This window comes from Nostoc sp. DedQUE12b, assembly GCF_034530835.1.
Classification (GTDB): Bacteria; Cyanobacteriota; Cyanobacteriia; order Cyanobacteriales; family Nostocaceae; genus Nostoc.
On sequence record NZ_JAVRCI010000007.1, the window covers coordinates 98,831 to 120,057 of the forward strand.

General features: G+C 41.7%; 7 protein-coding genes. All 7 read right to left on the reverse strand.

What is annotated here, in order from left to right; all coding sequences use genetic code 11:
• Positions 1–499: 499 nt before the first annotated feature.
• Complete coding sequence (locus tag RMY16_RS05745; protein WP_322735547.1) at positions 500–7,030, reverse strand: non-ribosomal peptide synthetase; 6,531 nt, start codon at positions 7,028–7,030, stop codon at positions 500–502.
• A gap of 14 nt (positions 7,031–7,044) precedes the next feature.
• Complete coding sequence (locus RMY16_RS05750) at positions 7,045–11,835, reverse strand: non-ribosomal peptide synthetase (protein ID WP_322735548.1); 4,791 nt, start codon at positions 11,833–11,835, stop codon at positions 7,045–7,047.
• Between the two features lie 36 nt (positions 11,836–11,871).
• On the reverse strand, positions 11,872–12,942 hold the full coding sequence (locus tag RMY16_RS05755; RefSeq protein WP_322735549.1) for an HAD-IIIC family phosphatase: 1,071 nt from the start codon (positions 12,940–12,942) through the stop codon (positions 11,872–11,874).
• A 3-nt stretch (positions 12,943–12,945) separates the two neighbouring features.
• Positions 12,946–14,130, reverse strand: a complete 1,185-nt coding sequence (locus RMY16_RS05760) for an acyl-CoA dehydrogenase family protein (protein ID WP_322735550.1) — start codon at positions 14,128–14,130, stop codon at positions 12,946–12,948.
• On the reverse strand, positions 14,127–14,378 hold the full coding sequence (locus RMY16_RS05765) for an acyl carrier protein (protein ID WP_322659974.1): 252 nt from the start codon (positions 14,376–14,378) through the stop codon (positions 14,127–14,129). Before RMY16_RS05765 ends, RMY16_RS05760 begins: the two co-directional genes overlap by 4 nt.
• A 17-nt stretch (positions 14,379–14,395) precedes the next feature.
• The gene (locus RMY16_RS05770; RefSeq protein ID WP_322735551.1) at positions 14,396–15,250 is read right to left on the reverse strand and encodes a 3-hydroxyacyl-CoA dehydrogenase family protein; all 855 of its coding nucleotides are present in this window, start codon (positions 15,248–15,250) and stop codon (positions 14,396–14,398) included.
• Between the two features lie 64 nt (positions 15,251–15,314).
• Positions 15,315–21,188, reverse strand: coding sequence for a polyketide synthase (locus RMY16_RS05775; protein ID WP_322735552.1), 5,874 nt, complete (start codon positions 21,186–21,188; stop codon positions 15,315–15,317).
• Positions 21,189–21,227 lie beyond the last annotated feature (39 nt).

Sequence of the window (21,227 nt, forward strand, 5' to 3'; positions counted from 1 at the left end):
ACTAATCGATAATTAATTGCAAGTATTTATCAGCTTTTCTTCACAAAGAGTGCCGAGCAAACAATCTCTGAATATCACGATTGTTTAGATATTTTTATTCGTCATGATTCGTGAATTGTCAGATGATGAGCAGTTTGTCAAGAGGCTGGAAACATGAAAATTTTCTGTTGGCAGATGACTTTCAGGAAAGCGTGAGTTCCACGAACCTCTCCCAATACGGTTCGGTTAAAGGGGAAAGGGAAAGGGGAAAAAACTTTTAACCCTTAACCTTTAACCTTTTCCCCAAAGGTAATTCTGAGTTCAAAATGCTTATCCGAACCGTATTGCTCCCTCTCCGACTCAAAGAGGGGCGGTTTTGCATAATAATACCAGGAAGAGGTTTTTTGAATGAGCTAATTTGGACACTACACGATCTGTCGAATTCACGTCAGGAAAAGGTAATAATTCTAGTTTAGGTACAGGTTTTCGGATGTTTTTGACTAGACCATTCGATCCATCCTTAAATATTTTCAATAGATTTCATTTTTTGCAGACGCTTTTTCTGTTGAGCTTTACCAGCTTCAATTTTTTCACTGATAATATCTGTTACACGAAAAGATGAGTTTCCATTTTTGACTTGATTAAAATAATCTACTAAAGAGTTTATAGTCGGATATCTAAACAGGTCAAGCATAGATAAATCACTCTGAATTACTTCACGCAATTTGCTATGAACCTGAACCAAAAGCAGCGAATGACCACCTAATTCAAAGAAATTATCATAGATTCCTACGTTCTCAATATTCAGTACTTCTTGCCAAATATCGGCAATAGTTTTTTCTACATCAGTTTCGGGTGGCTGATAAATTGCCTCTAATTGGGGACGTGCTGTATCAGATGCTGGTAAAGCTTTGCGGTCAATTTTCCCATTGGGCGTGAGTGGTAGTGCTGACAACATCACAAAAGCTGTTGGCACCATATAGTTTGGTAGTTTTGATCCTAAGAAGTGACGCAGTTCTGTAATTGTCAGTGTTTGTTCTTTTTGTGGAACGACATAAGCTACTAAACTTTGAGTATCTACTGCTATAACTACAGTTTCTCGAACTGCTGGGTATTGGCTAATGAGTGCTTCAATTTCTCCGAGTTCAATGCGGAAACCACGAACTTTGACTTGGTGGTCAATACGACCCAAATATTCAATATCTCCATTCGGTAAATATCGACCTAAATCACCGGATTTATAAAGACGTGCATTTGGTTTATTACTAAAGGGATTGGGAATAAATCTAAGAGGTGTTAGTTCTGGTCGATTTAAATAACCCCGTACCACACCAGCACCACCAATATACATTTCACCTGGTACACCAATAGGTACTGGCTGTCGAAATTTATCTAATAAGTAAACTTGTAAGTCACCAATGGGACGCCCAATCACACTTGCTGATGTTACTTCTAAATCTTTCATCGTTAGCGGACGATATGTAACATGCACGGTTGTTTCCGTAATTCCGTACATATTGACTAACTGGGGAAACTGGTCGCCATGACGTTCAAACCAAGGTCTTAAACTCTCAAGTTGCAATGCTTCTCCACCGAAAATGACTTTTCGCAGGTTTAATTTGTTGGTATTTCCGAAGGATTTTTCTGCTTGTATGAGTTGGGAGAAAGCTGAAGGTGTCTGGTTGAGTATTGTCACTTGTTGTGTTAACAACAATTTGTAGAAGTCTTCTGGTGAACGACTCACCCAGTACGGGACTACGACTAATTTCCCTCCATACAGTAGGGCACCCCAAAGTTCCCAAACTGAAAAATCAAAGGCTATGGAATGGAATAACGTCCAGACATCATGTTGGTTAAAGTGATACCAGGATTCAGTTGCTGCCAATAAACGAACAACATTGCTGTGATTGACTAACACCCCTTTGGGTTGACCTGTTGAGCCTGATGTATAGATGATATAAGCCAAGTTATCAGTTGTACACTCACTGATTGGGTTTTGTTGACTTTCCTGAGCTATAATTCCCCAATCTGTATCTAAACAGACAATATTAGTCTGATGTTGCGGCAAATTCTCTTTTAGGTGCTGCTGCGTTAGTAACACTGACACCTGAGCGTCCTGCAATATAAAAGCTAAACGTTCTGGTGGATACGCTGGGTCAAGAGGTACGTATGCGCCACCTGCTTTCAGGATGGCTAACAGTCCGATGACCATTGAGAGCGATCGCTCTACACAAATACCTACTAATACTTCTGATTTTACTCCCAAAGTGCCTAAGTAGTGGGCTAGCTGATTGGCTCTCTTGTTGAGTTCAGAATAGGTCAACTGTTCATCTTCAAATACTACTGCGATCGCGTCTGGTGTTTCCTCTACCTGAGACTCAAACAATTCGTGGATGCATTTTTCTTGCGGATATTCACTCTTAGTATCATTCCATTCCACTAATAACTGGTGTTTTTCAGCTTCTGTTAACAGTGGTAACTCCGAAAGCCTCCCTTGGGGATTTGTCACAATACCTTGAAGCAAGGACTGCAAATGTCCTGCCATCCGGCTAATAGTGCTTTCCTCAAATAAATCGGTACTATACTCCAAAGTGGCAAATAGTCCCTGTGTTGTTTCTGCCATCTCTAGGGTCAAATCAAATTTGGTACTACCACTCTCAATTGCCAGAGTACTTAAAGTCATACCAGGCAACTTTAAATCTGACATTGGTGCATTTTGAAGCACAAACATCACTTGAAATAGTGGTGCATGGCTCAAGTCTCGCTGTGGTTGTAGTTCTTCTACCAACAGTTCAAAAGGCAAGTCTTGATGTACATAGGCTCCTAATGCCACTTCCCGCACACGAGTGAGTACTTCTTCAAAGGTAGGATTACCTGCCAAATTAGTTCGCAGTACCAAAGTATTGACAAAAAGTCCAATTAACCCTTCTACTTCTGCGCGATTGCGGTTAGCGATGGGTGAACCAACCACAATATCTTCACTGCTAGTGTAGCGCCATAACAGAGTCTGGAAAGCTGCCAGCAAGGTCATAAATAAAGTGGTTCCTTGCTGCTGGCTGAGTTTATTTAAGGCTACGGATAACTCATTAGATAGCTCAAATGAATAGGTTGCACCCCGGAAGGTCTGAACGGGGGAACGTGGGTGGTCTGTGGGTAATTCTAGTACTCTGGGTGCCCCTTGTAACTGCTGAACCCAGTAAGATAGTTGAGATTGTAGCGCCTCTTTTTGTAGCCATTCTCGTTGCCAAGCTGCAAAGTCTATATATTGAACAGGTAGTTCAGCTAAGGGCGTTCGCGTAGCGTCTTGCAGAGAAAATTGTTCATCACAGAAGGCTTGATAAAGTGCTACCAATTCACGCACCAGCACACCTATCGACCAACCGTCAGAGACAATGTGGTGCATCGTGAATAACACTACATGCTCTTGTTCACTTAGCCGTAGTAGTTTCACCCGCAGCAGGAGGTCGCTTTTCAGGTCAAAGGGTTGTTGTGCTTCTGCTAATGCTTGCTGTTTGACTTGAGCTTCTTGTTGATTTGCAGGTAATTCACTGATGTCAAATACGGACAATGGTAGTGACGTTACCGATGAGATGATTGCTACAGGTTGGCCTTTGATTGTCTGAAAGTTCGCTCGCAAAGCTTCATGACGGCAGAGAATTTCGTTGAAACTTTGTTGTAGTGCTTTGATGTTCAATTGCCCCTGTAGCCGAACAGCAGCAGGAATATTGTAAAAGGAACTGTTTGGATCTAGCTTGGCAAGAAACCATAACCGCTGCTGGGCAAAAGACAGGGGTAACTCTTGCGAACGTGAAATTCGCTCAATGTCTGGTGTATCAATTCCTAAGCCTATCTTGGTGGCTTTTTCAATGTCTTTAGCCAGCCCAGCTATTGTTGGTTTTTCAAATACGCAATGTAAAGGAAGCTCTACCTGAAAAACCTGCCGGATCTGGGAAATTAGACGGGTTGCTAATAGGGAGTGTCCGCCTACTTCAAAGAAGTTATCATCAATGCTAATTTTCTCAATACCAAGTACCCGAAGCCAAATACTAACTAGCATCTCCTCAATTGGTGTGGAAGGAGGTACAAAAGATGATTCAGGTACTAGCTGTGTCAGACCAATCACGGGCAATGACTTACGATCAACCTTACCATTAGGAGTCAGAGGGAGTTGATCTAAGATCACAAAAGCTGCTGGCACCATGTAATTTGGTAACTTGGACTCCAGGGAGTTACGCAATTGAGAAATCGTCAGCGTTTCTTCTGCGTGTGGGACGACATAGGCAACTATTCGTTGAGCATCCGCTACAACTACAGTTTCGCGCACTGCTGGATGTTGGCTAATGACTGCTTCAATTTCTCCAAGTTCAATGCGGAAGCCACGAATCTTCACCTGGTAGTCAATCCGACCAATATACTCAATCTCTCCATTGGGTAAATAGCGTGCTAAATCGCCAGTTTTATACAAACGTTCGGAATTTGAGGATTGGTCTTCTTTCCCTCCCCTGTTCCCCTGCTCCCCTGCTCTCCTGCCTGTTTGGAAAGGGTTAGGGATAAATTTCTCAGCGGTCAGTTCCGGGCGGTTTAAATAGCCTCGTGCCAATCCTTTGCCACCTATATGCAATTCGCCTGCTACACCGACAGGAACTAATCGGCTGTATTGGTCTAAAATGTAAAATTGCGTGTTAGCGATCGCATGACCAATGGGTACAACTTTGCGATCAGTTTCTATTTGAGATACTGCTGACCAAATGGTGGTTTCGGTGGGACCATACATATTCCATAGAGAGTGACATCGTTGCCGTAATTGATTGGCTATGTGTACAGGTAAGGCTTCGCCACCACAGAGGATTTTTAATTGATCATTGCCACCCCAGCCTGTAACTAGAAGTAACTGCCATGTCGCTGGTGTGGCTTGCATAACTGTAGCTTTTGAATTAGCCAGTGTTGCTGACAACTGCATTCCGTCTGAGGCCACTTCCCGACTGACAATTACTAACCGACCACCGACTATGATTGGCAGGAATAGTTCTAATGCGGCAATATCGAATGAATAAGTAGTGACTGCTAGTAAAGTGTCTTCCCCAGTTAACCCTGGCTTTTGCTTCATCGCAAACAAGAAGTTGCTCAAAGCGCTGTGGGGAATTTGTACGCCTTTTGGTTTGCCTGTGGAACCGGAGGTATAGATAATGTAAGCTAGGTTTTCAGGAGTTAGCTCACAGAATAAATTTTCTTGGCTTTGTTGGGCGATCGCTAAAGCTGTTTTGTAGCTATTTGCTTGCCAATCAGTATCTAAGCAAATGACTTGAGCTTGGTGTTGGGGCATTGCTGACAAGAGCGAGGCTTGAGTCAGCAATAACGGCACTTGAGCGTCTTCTAGAATGAAAGCTAATCGTTCTTTGGGATATGCTGGATCTAGTGGGATGTATGCACCACCAGCTTTGAGGATCGCTAATAGTCCGATGAGCATCGAAAGCGATCGCTCTATGCAAATCCCCACCAATACCTCTGGTTTTACTCCCAGAGTGCGTAAGTAGTGGGCTAGCTGGTTGGCTCTCTTGTTGAGTTCACAATAAGTCAACTGCTCATTCTCAAATACTACTGCTACTGCATCAGGTGTTTCTTTTACTTGTGCCTCAAACAACTCGTGGATGCATCTTTCTTGCGGATATTCGGTTTGTGTGTTGTTCCACTCTCCTAATTGCTGTTGTTCTGCTGAAGTTAACAGTGATAATTTTTCTAAGCGCTGATACGGGTTAGCAATCATGCCTTCCAGCAGTGTTTGCAGGTGTCCCAACATCTGCTTGATGCTTTCAGCATCAAAGCGATCGTTCTCTTGATAGGCAATTTTAAATAACAACTCTCTGCCTGGAATAACACTTAGAGTTATCGGATAATTAGTCTTTTCAAATACCTGTATATTTTGAATTTTGAAGTTTAAATCCGGCTGTGCCAATGTTTCATCTAGAGGGTAATTTTCAAACACCACAATACTGTCAAATAAGGACAGATTAGACGAAATCTCGCTCCACTTTTGTATATCCACTAACGGCGCGTACTCATACTGACGCGCCTCAACTTGTTGAGCAAACAGTTGTTGCAGCCAAGAGAGCAATTCTTGCTTGGGACTTACTTGCACCCTGACTGGCAAAGTGTTGATAAATAGCCCAATCATAGATTCTGCATTGGCTAAGGCAGGAGGACGGCCAGAAACTGTAGCTCCAAAAAGTATATCTTCTTCACCGCTGTAACGGCTCAGTAGCAGTGCCCAAGCTGCCTGCACCAAGGTATTGAGTGTGAGTTGATACTGTTTGACAAAGGAATTAAGAGCAGCAGTTGTCGTAGGAGACAATTTCAATTCTTGTTCCTTATAATCCTGTTCTTGATTGGGTTGGTATCCAATCAGTGGATTAATCCCCAGTTGAGTGGGAGATGTCAAACCTGAAAGTGTCTTGCGCCAAAAAGCTTCTGCTTGAAAAATATCCTGCTGTTGCAACCAAGCGATATAATCCCGATAGGGACGGGGTACAGGTAAGTAAAGATTTTCACCTTCACAAAAAGCTCTGTAGTAAGCAATAACTTCTTCGTATACATTAGACCCCGACCATCCGTCAAGTAAGAGATGGTGGTGGCTCCAACAGAACTGATAAACTTGCTCTGCCAAGCGAATTAGTGTGAAGCGCATCAGTGGGGCTTGAGAGAGTAAGAAACCATGTTGGCGCTCTGCTTGCAAAAGGGTTTCTAAGCGTTGTTGTTGCTCAGTTCGAGATATTTCCCACCAATCTAGCTGTTGCCAAGGGAATTTGACCTCCCGACAGACTACCTGAAGAGGTTTTTCTAAGTTTTCCCACACATAGGCGGTTCTTAACACGGGATGACGAGTTATCACTTGCTGCCAAGCTTGACTAAAGGCAGTAATGTTGAATGCTCCATGTAACTCAAAGCATCTCTGTTCTACGTAAACACCAGAGTTGGGAGCATAAATACTGTGGAACAGCATCCCCTGTTGCATCGGAGATAAGGGATAAGCATCTTCAATATTTTTTAAGCTCATCTTGTTTCTCTGCCTTAAAATGAAATTTGTTGCAAAGCTAAATCGAGTTCCATTTGGTTTAACTGCACCAAAGGGAAGTCAGAAGGCGTAAAACCAACTCCTTCGGGAGATTGACAGTGGGCGATTATAGAGCGCAATGCCTCGATAAACCTCTGTGCTAGAGTTTCCACTGTAGATTGTTTATGCAAGTTCTGACTGTAACGCCACTGCAATTTCAACTGACCTGAAATAATACTGCCGTCAATTTCTAGCAAGTATGACCGATGATTGCGATCGCTTTGGTTACTACCCTCAGATTCACTAGCAAATTTAAACATTGAAGATGTATTTAATACTTGGTCTAGTTGACCCAGGTAATTAAAAATCACTTCTGCTTTGGGTCGAGAACGCAATACTTCAGTCATTCTCCTATCTTCATTGAGGTAGCACAGCACTCCGTAGCCGATACCCCGATTTGGTATCTGTCGCAGTTGCTCTTTTACTATCTTTAGCGATTCTCCAAGGTTGTTAGTCTCTTCTACACTCAACACAATCGGAAATATGCTGGTAAACCAACCTATTGTCCGCGAGATGTCTGCGTCTGTTAAGATTTCTTCCCTGCCATGTCCCTCCAAGTCCAATAACAGTGTGGTTTGTCTAGTCCATTTGGCAAAAGCTTGTATGAGTGCTACAAGCAACACATCATTTATTTGAGTCCGGTAAGCGGCTGGTACATCTTGCAACAGGGCTTGGGTTTCTTGCGCACTCAAGGTAACTGTGACATTAGCAACAGAACTGATTGTATTATCTCCACCTGGATAATCTAGAGGTAGGGAGGAACAGGGTTGACGCAGTATTTGCAACCAATAATCCATTTCTGCTTGTACTGCTGCTGATTGAGCATATTGTTGCAGTTGGTCAGCCCATTGTTTGAAAGAAGTAGTTTTTGGTGATAATTTGATATCCTCACCCCGAGTTAGCTGTGCATAAGCTGTCTGCAAGTCTTCCAATAAAATCCGCCAAGAGACTCCATCTACAACCAGGTGATGAATCACGATAAACAGGCGGCTGTGCTGATTGACACCAAGATTAAATAAAGCGACTCGTAATAATTGTCCAGAAAATAGGTTAAGGCTGGCTTGGAGTTCACTGCAAGTTGCAGTAATGGCGGCACTTTGGCTTTCTGGAGGTAATGTCGATAAATCGATGACTGTAATTGGTGCTACCTGCTCAAATTCCGCAATCTTTGCCTGCCATTTTGATGATTGTTGGATAAATTGCGATCGCAACATATCGTGGTGTTGTAGCAAATAATGTATTACTTGCTCCAGAAGTACTGGATTGAGTGCTTGTTGTACCTCTAGTAGAATAGCCTGATTGTAGTGATGATAATTGGAAAAATTTTCCTCAAAGAACCAGCGCTGGATGGGTGTTAAAGGGAATGAGCCAGTTACTAAACCTTGTTCGGCTGAAATTGAGATGTTGGTGCTAGCAACTGTTGCTAGTTGGGCAATGGTTTGGTGCTGGAACAATTGTTTGGGTGTGAGCTTTAGTCCTGCAAGGTTTGCTTTGGATATGACTTGAAGACTGAGGATAGAATCTCCACCCAATTCAAAGAATTTGTCATTTATACCTACCTTTTCTAAGCCAAGTACTTGCGCCCAGATCGCAGCCAATTGTTTTTCAACAGTTGTCTGAGGTGCAATATAGCTTTCTTCAAATTCTGGGCGGATACGGTCAGGCTCTGGCAATGACTTACGATCAACCTTACCATTAGGAGTCAGAGGGAGTTGATCTAAGATCACAAAAGCTGCTGGCACCATGTAATTTGGTAACTTGGACTCCAGGGAGTTACGCAATTGAGAAATCGTCAGCGTTTCTTCTGCGTGTGGGACGACATAGGCAACTATTCGTTGAGCATCCGCTACAACTACAGTTTCGCGCACTGCTGGATGTTGGCTAATGACTGCTTCAATTTCTCCAAGTTCAATGCGGAAGCCACGAATCTTCACCTGGTAGTCAATCCGACCAATATACTCAATTTCTCCATTGGGTAAATAGCGGGCTAAATCGCCAGTTTTATACAAACGTTCGGAATTTGAGGATTGGTCTTGTTTCCCTCCCCTGCTCCCCTGCTCCTCGGTCACTGAGCGTAGCCGAAGTGCTGCTCTCCTGCCTGTTTGGAAAGGGTTAGGGATAAATTTCTCAGCAGTCAATTGCGGGCGGTTTAAATACCCCCGACCTACTCCCACACCACCGATATATAATTCTCCTGTGACGCCTACAGCCACAGGGTTAAGATGCTTATCCAACAGATAAATCTGGATATTATCAATTGGGCGACCAATGGGAACTGTCTTTTGCTGGCTGATATTATTGTCTTCCAGACTGCTTTGCTGCCTGCACGCCCAAAAGGTGACATCAACGGCGGCTTCCGTGGGTCCATAGAGATTGTGCAGTTGGGCATCAAGTCGATGAAAGAAGCGTTGTTGAAGTTGAAGAGGTAAGGCTTCGCCACTGACTATCACCCGCTTGAGACATTGACAATTTTCCAATCCTTTTGCTTCTAGGAACACTGAAAGCATCGAAGGCACAAAATGGATAGTGGATATTTGTTGTTCTCTAATTACATTCACTAAGTAGTTCGTGTCTCGATGTCCCTCTGGTTGCGCGACTACTAAACGCGCACCTGTGATTAATGGCCAGAAAAATTCCCAGACTGAAACATCAAAGCTGAATGGTGTTTTCTGTAAAATCCGATCGCTTGCTGTTAATTGGTATGTGGATTGCATCCACAGTAGGCGATTGCAGATTCCCCTATGACTATTCATCGCCCCCTTGGGTTGACCTGTAGAGCCGGAGGTGTAGATGACGTAAGCTAGGTTATCTAAGGTGAGATTACAAACTGGATTTTCTTTACTGTGTTGGGTAATGATTTCCCAGTTGCTGTCTAAGCAAACTACTTTAGCTGTGTGAGTTGGTAGACTTTCTACTAGTTGCTGTTGTGTTAACAAGACTTTTGGTTGAGAGTCTTGTAACATGAAAGCCAAGCGTTCTTGGGGGTAGCTTGGATCTAATGGTATGTATGCGCCACCTGCTTTCAGGATGGCTAACAGTCCAATGACCATCGAAAGCGATCGCTCTATGCAAATCCCTACTAATACTTCTGGTTTTACTCCCAAAGTGCGTAAGTAGTGAGCTAGCTGATTGGCTCTCTTGTTAAGTTCAGAATAGGTTAATTGCTCATCTTCAAAAACCACCGCTACGTCGTTCGGTGTTCTTTCTACCTGCGCTTCAAACAATTCATGAATGCATTTATCTTCAGAGTAATTTGTGGCGGTATCATTCCATTTAACTAATAGAGTCTGCTGCTCTGCAATTGTCAACAATGGCAAATCTGATAAGCGCTGATCTGGATTGGTAACAATACCTTCTAGCAAATTAGTAAAATGCCCGCTCATTCGGTCAATAGTGGCAGCATCAAACAGGTCGGTATTATACTCCCAAAACCCCCAAAGTTCTGACTTGGCATCCACCACAGACAGCGTTAAATCAAACTTCGCTGTTTCACTGTGGTTGTGAAGCCATTTCAGAGTCAAACCAGGCAGTACCAAATCTTTTTTGCTATCTTCCTGCAAAGCAAACATGACTTGAAACAGGGGTGTATGACTAAGATTCCGCTCAGGATGCAGTTCTCCTACTACTCGCTCAAAAGGTATATCACTATGAGCATAAGCACCCACACATACTTCGCGCACTCGACCAAGTAATTCTAGAAAACTTGGGTTCCCAGAAAGGTCAGTACGCAGTACAAGGGTATTGACAAAAAAACCAATTAATCCTTCAATATCAGGATAGTTGCGGTTAGCTATTGGGGAGCCAATGCAAATGTCTTCTTGGTTTGTATAGCGGTATAATTGTGCCTGAAATGCCGTTAATAGGGTCATAAACAGGGTGACACCTTGCTGGTTGCTTAAAGACTTAAGCATACTAGTCAAGGGTGCTGATAGCTGAAAAGAAGCGATCGCTCCTCTAAAGCTTTGTACTGGCGATCGAGGACGTTCTGTAGGAAGGGACAAAGTGCTTGGAACATTTGCAAGTTGCTGCTTCCAATAGGAAAGTTGAGTTTTTTCTCGCTCACCTTGCAGCCACTCACGCTGCCAAATAGAAAAGTCTACATATTGGATGGGCAATTCTGAGAGTGGGGAGGGTTTTCCGGCTGAAAAAGCTGCGTATAATGCTGTTAATTCCTGGGTAAAAATTTGTACTGACCAACCATCACAGACAATATGGTGGATGACGAATAAAAGTAGATGTTCCTCTTCGCTTGTCTGCAATAATGCCCCTCGCAGTAAAGGGCCAGATGCTAAATCAAAGGGTTTTTTGACTATATCAGCAATCAATCTTTCAACTTCAGATGATTGCAATGCTGTCGGTAGTTCACTTAAGTTCACCAGTGGCAGGGCTACAGTCATCGAATTAATCACTTGAACTGGTTGCCCCTCGCACAACTCAAAGGTGGTACGCAGAGATTCATGCCGTTTAACAATCTCATTGAGACTCTTCCTGAGTGCCACCAAATTCAACACACCTTTTAGGTGTATATTTACTAATTCGTTATAAGCAGAACTTTCGGGTTCTAGCTGCTGGAAAAGCCATAACCTTTGTTGGGCAAAGGAGAGAGGAACAGGACTCTGTTGAGAACGTTGAGGAATAACTATTTGTGGAGTATCAGATTCACCCCGTAAACGCTTTTCTAAAATTGCTTGTTTAGCTGGTGAAAGCTGAGAACGTCGTTTAGATATATCATCTTTTTTGATATTCATAAAAATTGAAATTAAAAATTTTTAGAAATAACTTACTTAATCAATTGCCTGAAATTTCACATATAAAGGTACTGATTGAATTCGAGTTAAATCGTTTTCAAAAATTACTAAATTATCACTCTTTTCAATTTCCTTAAAATTTGCAAATTTATAAGCAATGTACATCATCCGATTGCGATTATTTGGCACAAACTCTGCTAGAAGGCGGACATTGTTGTTTTGCGCCAGACTCATAACATAGTTCAACATGATTGTGCCGACTCCTCTAGACATGACGCGACAAGACATCAATAAGAGTTTTATTGTCCATAGGTTTGTTTGGCGCTCAATCAGAACTAGTCCTATTTGACCATAGCTTCCATATTTATCTTCTAGACTTGCAATTAGCAGTTTGTGGTTTTCCGACTGACAAAAATGACTTAGTTCGTCATAAGAGTAAGTGTAACCAGTTGTGTTTAATTGATTAGTTCGGAGAGTTAATTCTTCTGCTCGCTGCAAATCCTCTTCTTTTGCAGAAGATATAGTGAAATTCATATTGAGAGTAGCTAAAAATTCCTCTGTTGTTCCTACAAAGTCTTTTTCTGCTTGCTGGCGATTGATATCGCTAATATACATCAACCTTCTCATGCTAGAATCTTCCGTAATAAAACGGGGATTCATCACTGGCATATCTAAAATATGTGCTATTTTATCTGCGTTGATACAAAGAATATCTGGCAAAGAAAACTCGACTTCTTCTAGTTCAAATCTCTGATCGTCAATAAAGGCGATCGCATCAATACCAATATTAAGTGACTTAGCAATTTCTTGCAAAGAACTAACTTTAGAATTCCAATGAATCTGGGGATATAAAAAATACTCTTTTAAACCCAATTCTTCTAGTTTAGCTATAGCTGTAAACTCGTCATTTTTACTGGCGATAGATTGTAAAATACCGCGACTATCCAAACTATGAATAATATTTGCTATCCCTTCTCGCAAACAAACTTTATCATCCTCCAATAAAACTCCATCCCATAATGTATTATCTAGATCCCAAACTACACATTTGATAATTTTTTTATCTTCTTGTTGGAGATTTGTAAGTTGGCTTGTACTACTAATCATATTTTAAATCCTCTCTGCCAATTTCTTGACCATAACATTAGGTACAGTTGAGAAAAAATACTCTTGATAACCCGAATCAGCGATAGTAATTTCTTGAATTTGAGTGCTACCTTCGATTATTTCCATAATTTTAGAATCTCGTAGATACCTTTCAACCGGGTAGTCACTACTACACCCATTACCACCATGAATTTGAACAGCATCATTTGCTACTTTTGTAGCTGTTATGGAAGCAAAGTATTTAGCAATTGAAGTCTCTATAATAGAGTTGGGATCGTTAATATCTTTGAGATAACCAGCTTGATAACATAGCAATCTTGCTGCTTTCACATTGGCTATCATCTGAGTAATCATTTGCCGAATTAATTGATGCTCTTTGAGATAAACACCAAACTGTTTTCGCTCGCTTGTATACTTAATACAAGCTTCTAGACAAGCTTGGGTAATACCGACACAACCCCAGGCCACGCTATATCTACCGTAATCAAGCGCAGTAGCAGCAACGTAAGAAAATCCAAAGCCTAATTTTCCCACTAAATTTTCTTGAGGAATTTGACAATTATTAAACTGCAATTCTGCTGACATTGAAGCTCTAACACCTAAAATGCCAGACATTGGTTTAACTGAAAATCCTGGGCTATTTTTTTCAACTAAAAAGGCGGTGGGTTTATCTTCACATTTGGCAAATACCAAGAATACATCTGCTATTTGTCCATAGGTAATCCATTTCTTTTGCCCATTTAAGATATAAGTATCTCCAGCATGTGTAGCTGTTGTTTCTACACTTTTAGCATCGCTACCTACACTCGGTTCACTTAATGCAAAAGCGGCTATGATTTCACCAGATGCTAACTTGGGAAGCCAATATTCTTTTTGAGACTTACTACCCCATTTACATAAAGCATGAGCAACCATGTTATGAACTGTCAGCAAACTCCGTACAGAAGAACATCCCCGGCCAATTTCTTCGTTGAGAATGCCATAGGTGATCATGTCCATTGCTTGACCACCAAATGCTTCGGGTAATATGGCACCTAAAAAGCCATGTTCCGCTAATTTTTTAATGATTTCTGGCGGGGTAAATTCATTGCGATCGCATTCACTCGCATGAGGACATATTTCCTCATTGACAAATGTTCTAAATTCAGCTTGATAATTTTTTTGTTGAGCAGATAATTCTAGTTTCATCTCGGCGCTAATACAGTATTTTTTCGTTCAACTAAGTTACTAATAGAATTGATAGTTCTAAAATTTTCAAACTCTAAGTCTTCATTCTCAATAGTAATTTGAAACTCTTGTTCTACAAACAAAACAAGTTGCATAGCAAACATAGAATTTACAAAACCTAGTGCAAAAATGTCTTCGTCTGGCTGTAAGTCATGATTACCGAAAAATCGTGACAAGAATGCTTTGGTTTTAGTTTTTATTTCGTTCATTTTTGCACAAATCCTATTTATTGATAAACGTAAAATCCTTTCCCACTTTTTCTACCATGCAATCCGGCATCTACCATTTTCTTCAGTAAAGTACATGGTCTGTACTTACTATCATTAAAGCTTTCATACAAAACTTCAATGGAAAATAAAATGGTATCTAGTCCAATCAAATCTGCTGTTTCTAAAGGCCCCATTTTGTGCCCGAAGCAAGTTTTAAATATTTTGTCTATATCTTCTGCTGTAGAAACTTGGTCTTGCAACAGAAAAACAGCTTCATTAATGGTTAACATCAACACGCGATTAGAAACAAAACCCGGTGAATCATTGACGATTATGCATTCTTTTCCAATCTGAGCCAGAAATTTTTTGCCTATTTCAATTGTTTGCTCAGAAGTATGAAAACCGCGAATCATCTCCACCATTGACTTCATGGGGACAGGATTCATAAAATGCATACCGATAACTCTATCGGCACGTTTAGTGACTGAAGCAATACGGGTGATAGGAATTGCTGATGTGTTAGCCGCAAATACACTATTTGCTGGACAAATAGAATCTAGCAGTGAGTACACCTGCTTTTTAATATCCCACTTTTCAGTGACATTTTCAACTACAAAATCTGCTTTTTCTAGAAATTTATAGTTTGTCGAAAACTCAATTCGGTTGAGGACACTATCTGGAGTTTCTGTAGTGTCACTTTTTTTGAAAAAACCCTGAAAGCGGATATTATTCCTGATTTCATGTTTAGCCTTGTCCAGGATATCTTCAGAAATATCTACTAGAATGACTTGATGACCTGTTTGAGCGAGGTTTTGTGCAACCCCTACTCCCATAACTCCTGCTCCAACTACGCCTACTGTTTGAATGTTCATAAATAATCCTGAAAGCGAATATTTTTTCTGGTTTTACGTTAAGCTTTTCAAAATTAAAATTAGCTTAAGCTTCAGATAATTTTTCTAATTCCTCTATGATGGTTTCTTCAATAACTACAGCCAATTCAGATACAGAAGGTGCTTCAAAGAGGGAACGAACAGATAGTTCTACCTGGAAGTTTTTACGAAGCTGAGAAATTAGTACAGTTCCTATTAAGGAGTCTCCTCCTAACTCAAAGAAGTTGTCATGAATGCCTACCTGCTCAATCCCTAGTAATTCTTGATAGATATCAGCAATCCTAGACTCGCTCTCATTGGTAGGAGCAACATAAGCATTTTTCAGTTGGGGTCTTTGGTATACCGATTTAGATATGTTGGCCTTCTCTAGGACTTCTAAGGAAAATTTCTGCTCAACCTCAGTTAGTAAATCCTGCGTTGATACAACTATTTGAGGCACTGTACTACTGAACAGAATCCGTCTAAATGCCTCAATGCCTTCTTCTGATGTCATTCCTGGCGCAATTTCTTCTCCTGTTTTCGCTTTATATAGTAAGTCAACACCTATTGCTCTCCCTATATCGCTCCATCTATCCCAGTTAATGGCTCTGGTAAATCTGCCATGTTTAGAGACACTGTAATGAGCAAACGTGTCAATAAAGGCATTTGCAGCAATGTAGTCTACCATACCCACTACAGGTTTAAATACACTACTTGATGAACAAAGTACGAAGAAATCTAGTTTGGCATTTTTAAAGAGAATATCAAGGATTCGTGTTCCTTTTACTTTCGGCGCAAGACCACTGGCTGCTGCTTGTTTTGTTTTTAGTTGAATAAGACCTCCCTCTAGAACTAATGCGGCATGAATCACGCCATGAATCTGACCAAATCGATTATTTGCCTGAGCGATCGCTGCTGACATTTGTTCAAGCTTGGTAACATCGGCGCTGACTATCAATACCTCTGCACCCAACGTCTCGATCGCTTGTAATTTTCGGATTTTACAGCTGATGCTGTCGGATTCATCATGAGTGGATAGCCATTGTAACCATTCGTTGCGATCGGGAAAAGCTGAACGCCCAGTCAGTACCAGTTTTGCTTTTACGGTCTGTGCCAGATATTCAGCCAGCACTAGACCAACGCCTCCTAATCCACCTGTAATCAGATAGACTCCCCCTTCCCTTAAGCGTGGTTTTCCTTCAACAGTTTCATGCAGTCGGACTGGTTCAAAAGTCTGTACCCACCGATGATTGCCACGGTAGGCGATAATCTGATCGGATGATTCAGTAGTGAGTTCTGTCAGTAACTGGTCTACTAGTTTATCCCCTTGCCAACTTTCTAGTTCGGGAATAACAACATCAATACTACGACAGTTTATATTTGGGTACTCTAGCGGAATAGTTTTACAGGGCCCAAGAACTAGTGCTTTGTCTGGAGACAGCACCTCTTCGCCTGTTAATTCCTGCATATTATTTGAAACAATGCCAATTTCAAGGGAATCTGCAAGATTTTGTTCTCCAATTGCCTGAGCTAGAAACAGCAGACTGTAAAAGTCTAAATCTTGAGAGTCTAACGATTCAAGTCCTAATTCTGTGCGATCGGGTGGTGTCACGCTCCATAAATAAACAATTGTTTTTGGGGTCAAGTCCAGGTTGCAAAGTTCTTTAAGCAGGGTGTGGTAGTCATCCCTTTGTTGAGGGTTGATCGTGTATACGTGTTGATCGAGTCCATCTATAGAAGATTTGTTCTCACTATGAAATTGCTCTCCCATCTTGACAGTAATAACATTCTGGTTCTCAAGTTTGAGTCGCTTCACTACTTGGGAACCCAAGCCGCATTCATCGATAAAGACTAACCAACAACTTTCCTGAGTCAATTTCAAAGGCTGGGGCGGCATTGAGCGTTTCCAGGATGGAATATAAAACCAGTCAGCAATGTCCCGCTTTTTATCTGACAAGACTTGAGGCATCTTGTCAACATCTTTTTGATCGACTAAAGCTGTAAATGCTGCTGGTGCTGATAATGCTGCTGACCAAGAAGCCTGAGCAATAAAGACATGTTCCCCAAAGGCTTCAAATTCAGATAAAGCCGCCACCTCAACAAAACCACAGGAATTTAATGCTTCCTGCCACTGCTGTTTTGATAAAAATGGATTACCCATATTGCGGCTGCCTTTTTCATCTTCTATGGGATTCATAAGCAGACCATCAATCATGTCAAACTCTCGTTTAGGTTGAGTGATCTCCCAGAGCAGTAAGAAGCCTCCTGGAGCTAATAAAGAGTGAACATACTGAAGAGTTTCTTTGATGTTGCGGATTGTGTGCAATACATTGACAGCTACCACTACGTCAAAACTGTGGCTATTGTACCCTTGCTTTTGCGGCGATCGCTCAATGTCTAGTAAGCCATATTGGACAAAAGGATAGGCACTAAACTTATTTTTGGCTTCTTTGATAAAAAAACCGCCCACATCGGTAAAAGTATAGTTTGTTGGCTGGGATGAGAACACAGGTAGTAATTCCGCCGTAGCAATCCCAGTTCCACCACCGATTTCTAAAATTCTGAGGTTTACGTCTGGTGGTAAAGTCATTGCCAGCTTTTCCACCATTGCCCGCATAATGCCTCTGAAGTAAACCTCAGAGGGTAAGTATTGTCGAGAAATTTCTCCTTGCTGGACTAATGTAGCAACAGACAATTCCAACGGTTCTTTTTGACCAGTCAGCACAGCTACCAGATTTTCACCAAAGAGCTGGATCAGGTTTATATTTTGAGGTGTATCTGCCCATCTGACTCTGACTTCTTCTAGAAGAGTGTCGATCTCGTCTGTTGACGATGGCAAAAAGTTTGTAAATAGGCCTTCCTCTTGCTGTAACTGACCTTCCTCTACCAGTACTTTCAGCCATCTACACAACAATTCACGGTATTTAGGAATGATAGAACATTGCTCAAATAATTCCTCAATAGAATACTTTTTGGCTAGATCGCTAAATGCACCTAAATGCTTCAGGGCAAGGCTCATGTAAGCAGTACATAAACGATCTAACCATTGTTCGTTGGCTCGATAAGCTTGATCGTCAAATTCTAAGCTGCCTTGAATCGCTTGCATCTGAGCAGCGTCTACCAGAGATTTCCAAAGCTCTGATGCTGTTGGTTTTGGGTGGAATTGTCTGGGTGAGGGTGATGGTTTTTGTGCTTCAATCCAGTAACGTTGGCGCTCAAAGGGATAAGTTGGTAAGGGAAGGCGGTGACGGCGCTCCGCAGCATAAAAGCCTGACCAATCAATTTGGACTCCTGAGAGCCACAACTGACCTAATGTCTTAAGCAAGAAAGCCAAATCTGACTGTCGCTCGTAGGAATGCCGGAGTGAGGGTAGTACAACTCGATCTGTAGAGGAGCCGTTATCCAAACACTGTAAAGCTAAACTGCTCAATGTCTGTCCCGATCCCACCTCTAACAGAATCGGATTTTGTTTTTTCCACAATTGTTGAACTCCATCTGCAAAACGCACGGTTTGGCATAGATGCCTTGTCCAGTATGTGGGATCTGTAGCTTCGGCTGCTGTAATCCAAGTTCCCGTGACATTAGATAAATATGGAATTTTGGGTGGCTGGAGGCTGACAGTTTTTACCAAGTCAGTGAAGGGTTGTGCGATCGCATCCATCATTTTTGAATGAAAGGCATGGGAAGTTTGCAAACGCCGACAGGCTAATCCCCTTTGAGTTAACTTGCTTTCTAATTCATCTACAGCATCTATGGCTCCAGCAATCACGCACTGTTGCGAACCATTGATTGCTGACAATGAAAGATTCTCATTTAATAGCGGACGCACCTCTTCTTCTGAAAGGGGGACAGCCAACATTGCCCCAATTGGTAATTCCTGAATCATTTGCGCTCTTTTGGCGACGAGAGTCAGAGCGTCTTCAATAGACAACACCCCTGCTAGCGTAGCCGCGACATATTCACCAATGCTGTAGCCAATCATTGCCGCCGGACGAATTCCCCATGACATCCACAACTGAGCCAAGGCGTACTCAATCACAAAAATAGCTGGCTGAGTGAGATAAGTTTGATTGAGTTTTTCAGTAGCTACATCTGCTTGTTCTGCCCCACGACCTAACATTTTTCGCAAATCTAACCCAGCAGCAACAGTGTTTTGTTTTTGCTGAGTGTCATTCTCACTGTTTCTACTGGGATATATGACATCTCGCAAATCTTGACCAAGAAGCGGTTTGAGAAATTCACAACAGTAGTCAATTTGTTGCCGAAATGTCGGTTCAACGTGGTAAAGTTCACCAGCCATGTTGACATATTGAGTACCAAGCCCTGGAAACATAAAGGCTAGAGGATGTTCTTCAGTTTCTTGAACACTGGTAAGTAAGCGCTTTGGATCTTCAAGTGCAGCGATCGCATCTGCAATATCTTGACAAACAACTGTCTGCCGATGCTCAAAAGCTTGTCGTCCACACTGTAAGGTGTAAGCAACATCCGCGAACTTTAAATCAGGATGCTGTTTTAAGTAATCTATCAGATTGACAGTAGCACTTTTTAATGCTGAGTCTGTTTTGGCTGAAAGTACTAATAATTGCCACGGACGAGAAGGGCTAGATTCTGGAAGTGTCGGGGCTTCTTCCAAAATTACGTGAGCATTAGTTCCACCTATACCCAAAGAACTCACACCAGCACGGCGAGGGGTATGAGTAGTTTTCCATTCTCTCAGCTTGGTGTTGACGTAAAAAGGACTGTTGGCAAAATCAATGTCAGGATTGGGTTGTTCAAAGTTTAAGCTGGGGGGTATTTGCTGATGTTTGAGAGCCAGAGTTGCCTTAATTAAGCTTGTAACACCTGCGGCTGCGTCTAAATGACCAATATTTGTTTTGACTGAACCAATGGCACAGAAGCCTTTTTTATCGGTACTTTCACGAAAAACGTTAGTTAAAGCAGAAATTTCAATGGGATCGCCTAAGACAGTGCCCGAACCGTGAGCTTCTATATAACTAATGGTTTCAGGTTCCACTCCAGCCAAAGCCAGTGCTTCTGCGACTACATCTGCTTGTCCGTTAACGCTTGGTGCTGTGTAACCGATTTTACCAGAACCATCGTTATTAATGGCGCTACCTTTAATCACAGCATAGATATGATCACCATCGGCGATCGCCTCAGATAACCGCTTTAAAACTACAATTCCTACGCCATTGCCAATAATTGTTCCCTTGGCTTTGGCATCAAAGGCGCGACAGTGCCCGTCAGGTGATAGAACACCGCCTTCTTCATACAAATACCCAGTTTTTTGGAGAATATTAATAGATACTCCACCTGCTAAAGCCATATCGCATTGGTAATTTAATAGACTTTGGCAAGCGAGAGAAGTTGCAACTAAGGAAGTAGAACAAGCGGTTTGTATTGTCAGACTTGGGCCAGTAAGATTTAATTTATAGGAAACGCGAGTCGCTAGGAAATCTTTATCGTTACCAATTCCCCTTTGGAAAATGCTAGCTAATCCATTGCGTTGGCGCAGCCTGCCGCAGGCATCGCTCTTTAAATCCAATGATAAATAATTATTTGCACTAGCACCAGCATAAACTCCAACCCGACTTTCACAACGTTGGGAATCATAGCCAGCATTTTCTAATGCTTCCCATGCACACTCCAAAAATAAGCGATGCTGGGGATCTGTAATTTCTGCTTCTCTAGGATTAAAGCCGAAGAATGAAGCATCAAATAAATCTATATTTTTTAATATAGCAAGGCTTTTCACATAACTAGGATTATGCAGTAATTCTGGATCAATTCCAGCGTCAATTAATTCGACATCTGTAAAAGTAGATATTGATTCTACTCCAGAACTTAAATTTTTCCAAAAAGCTTTAATATCATTAGCGCCGGGGAAACGTCCTGATATGCCAATAATTGCGATCGCTTGTATTGAGTCATAACTATTCATTACTATCTATATTACCTCATTAAATTACACATTTTTTTA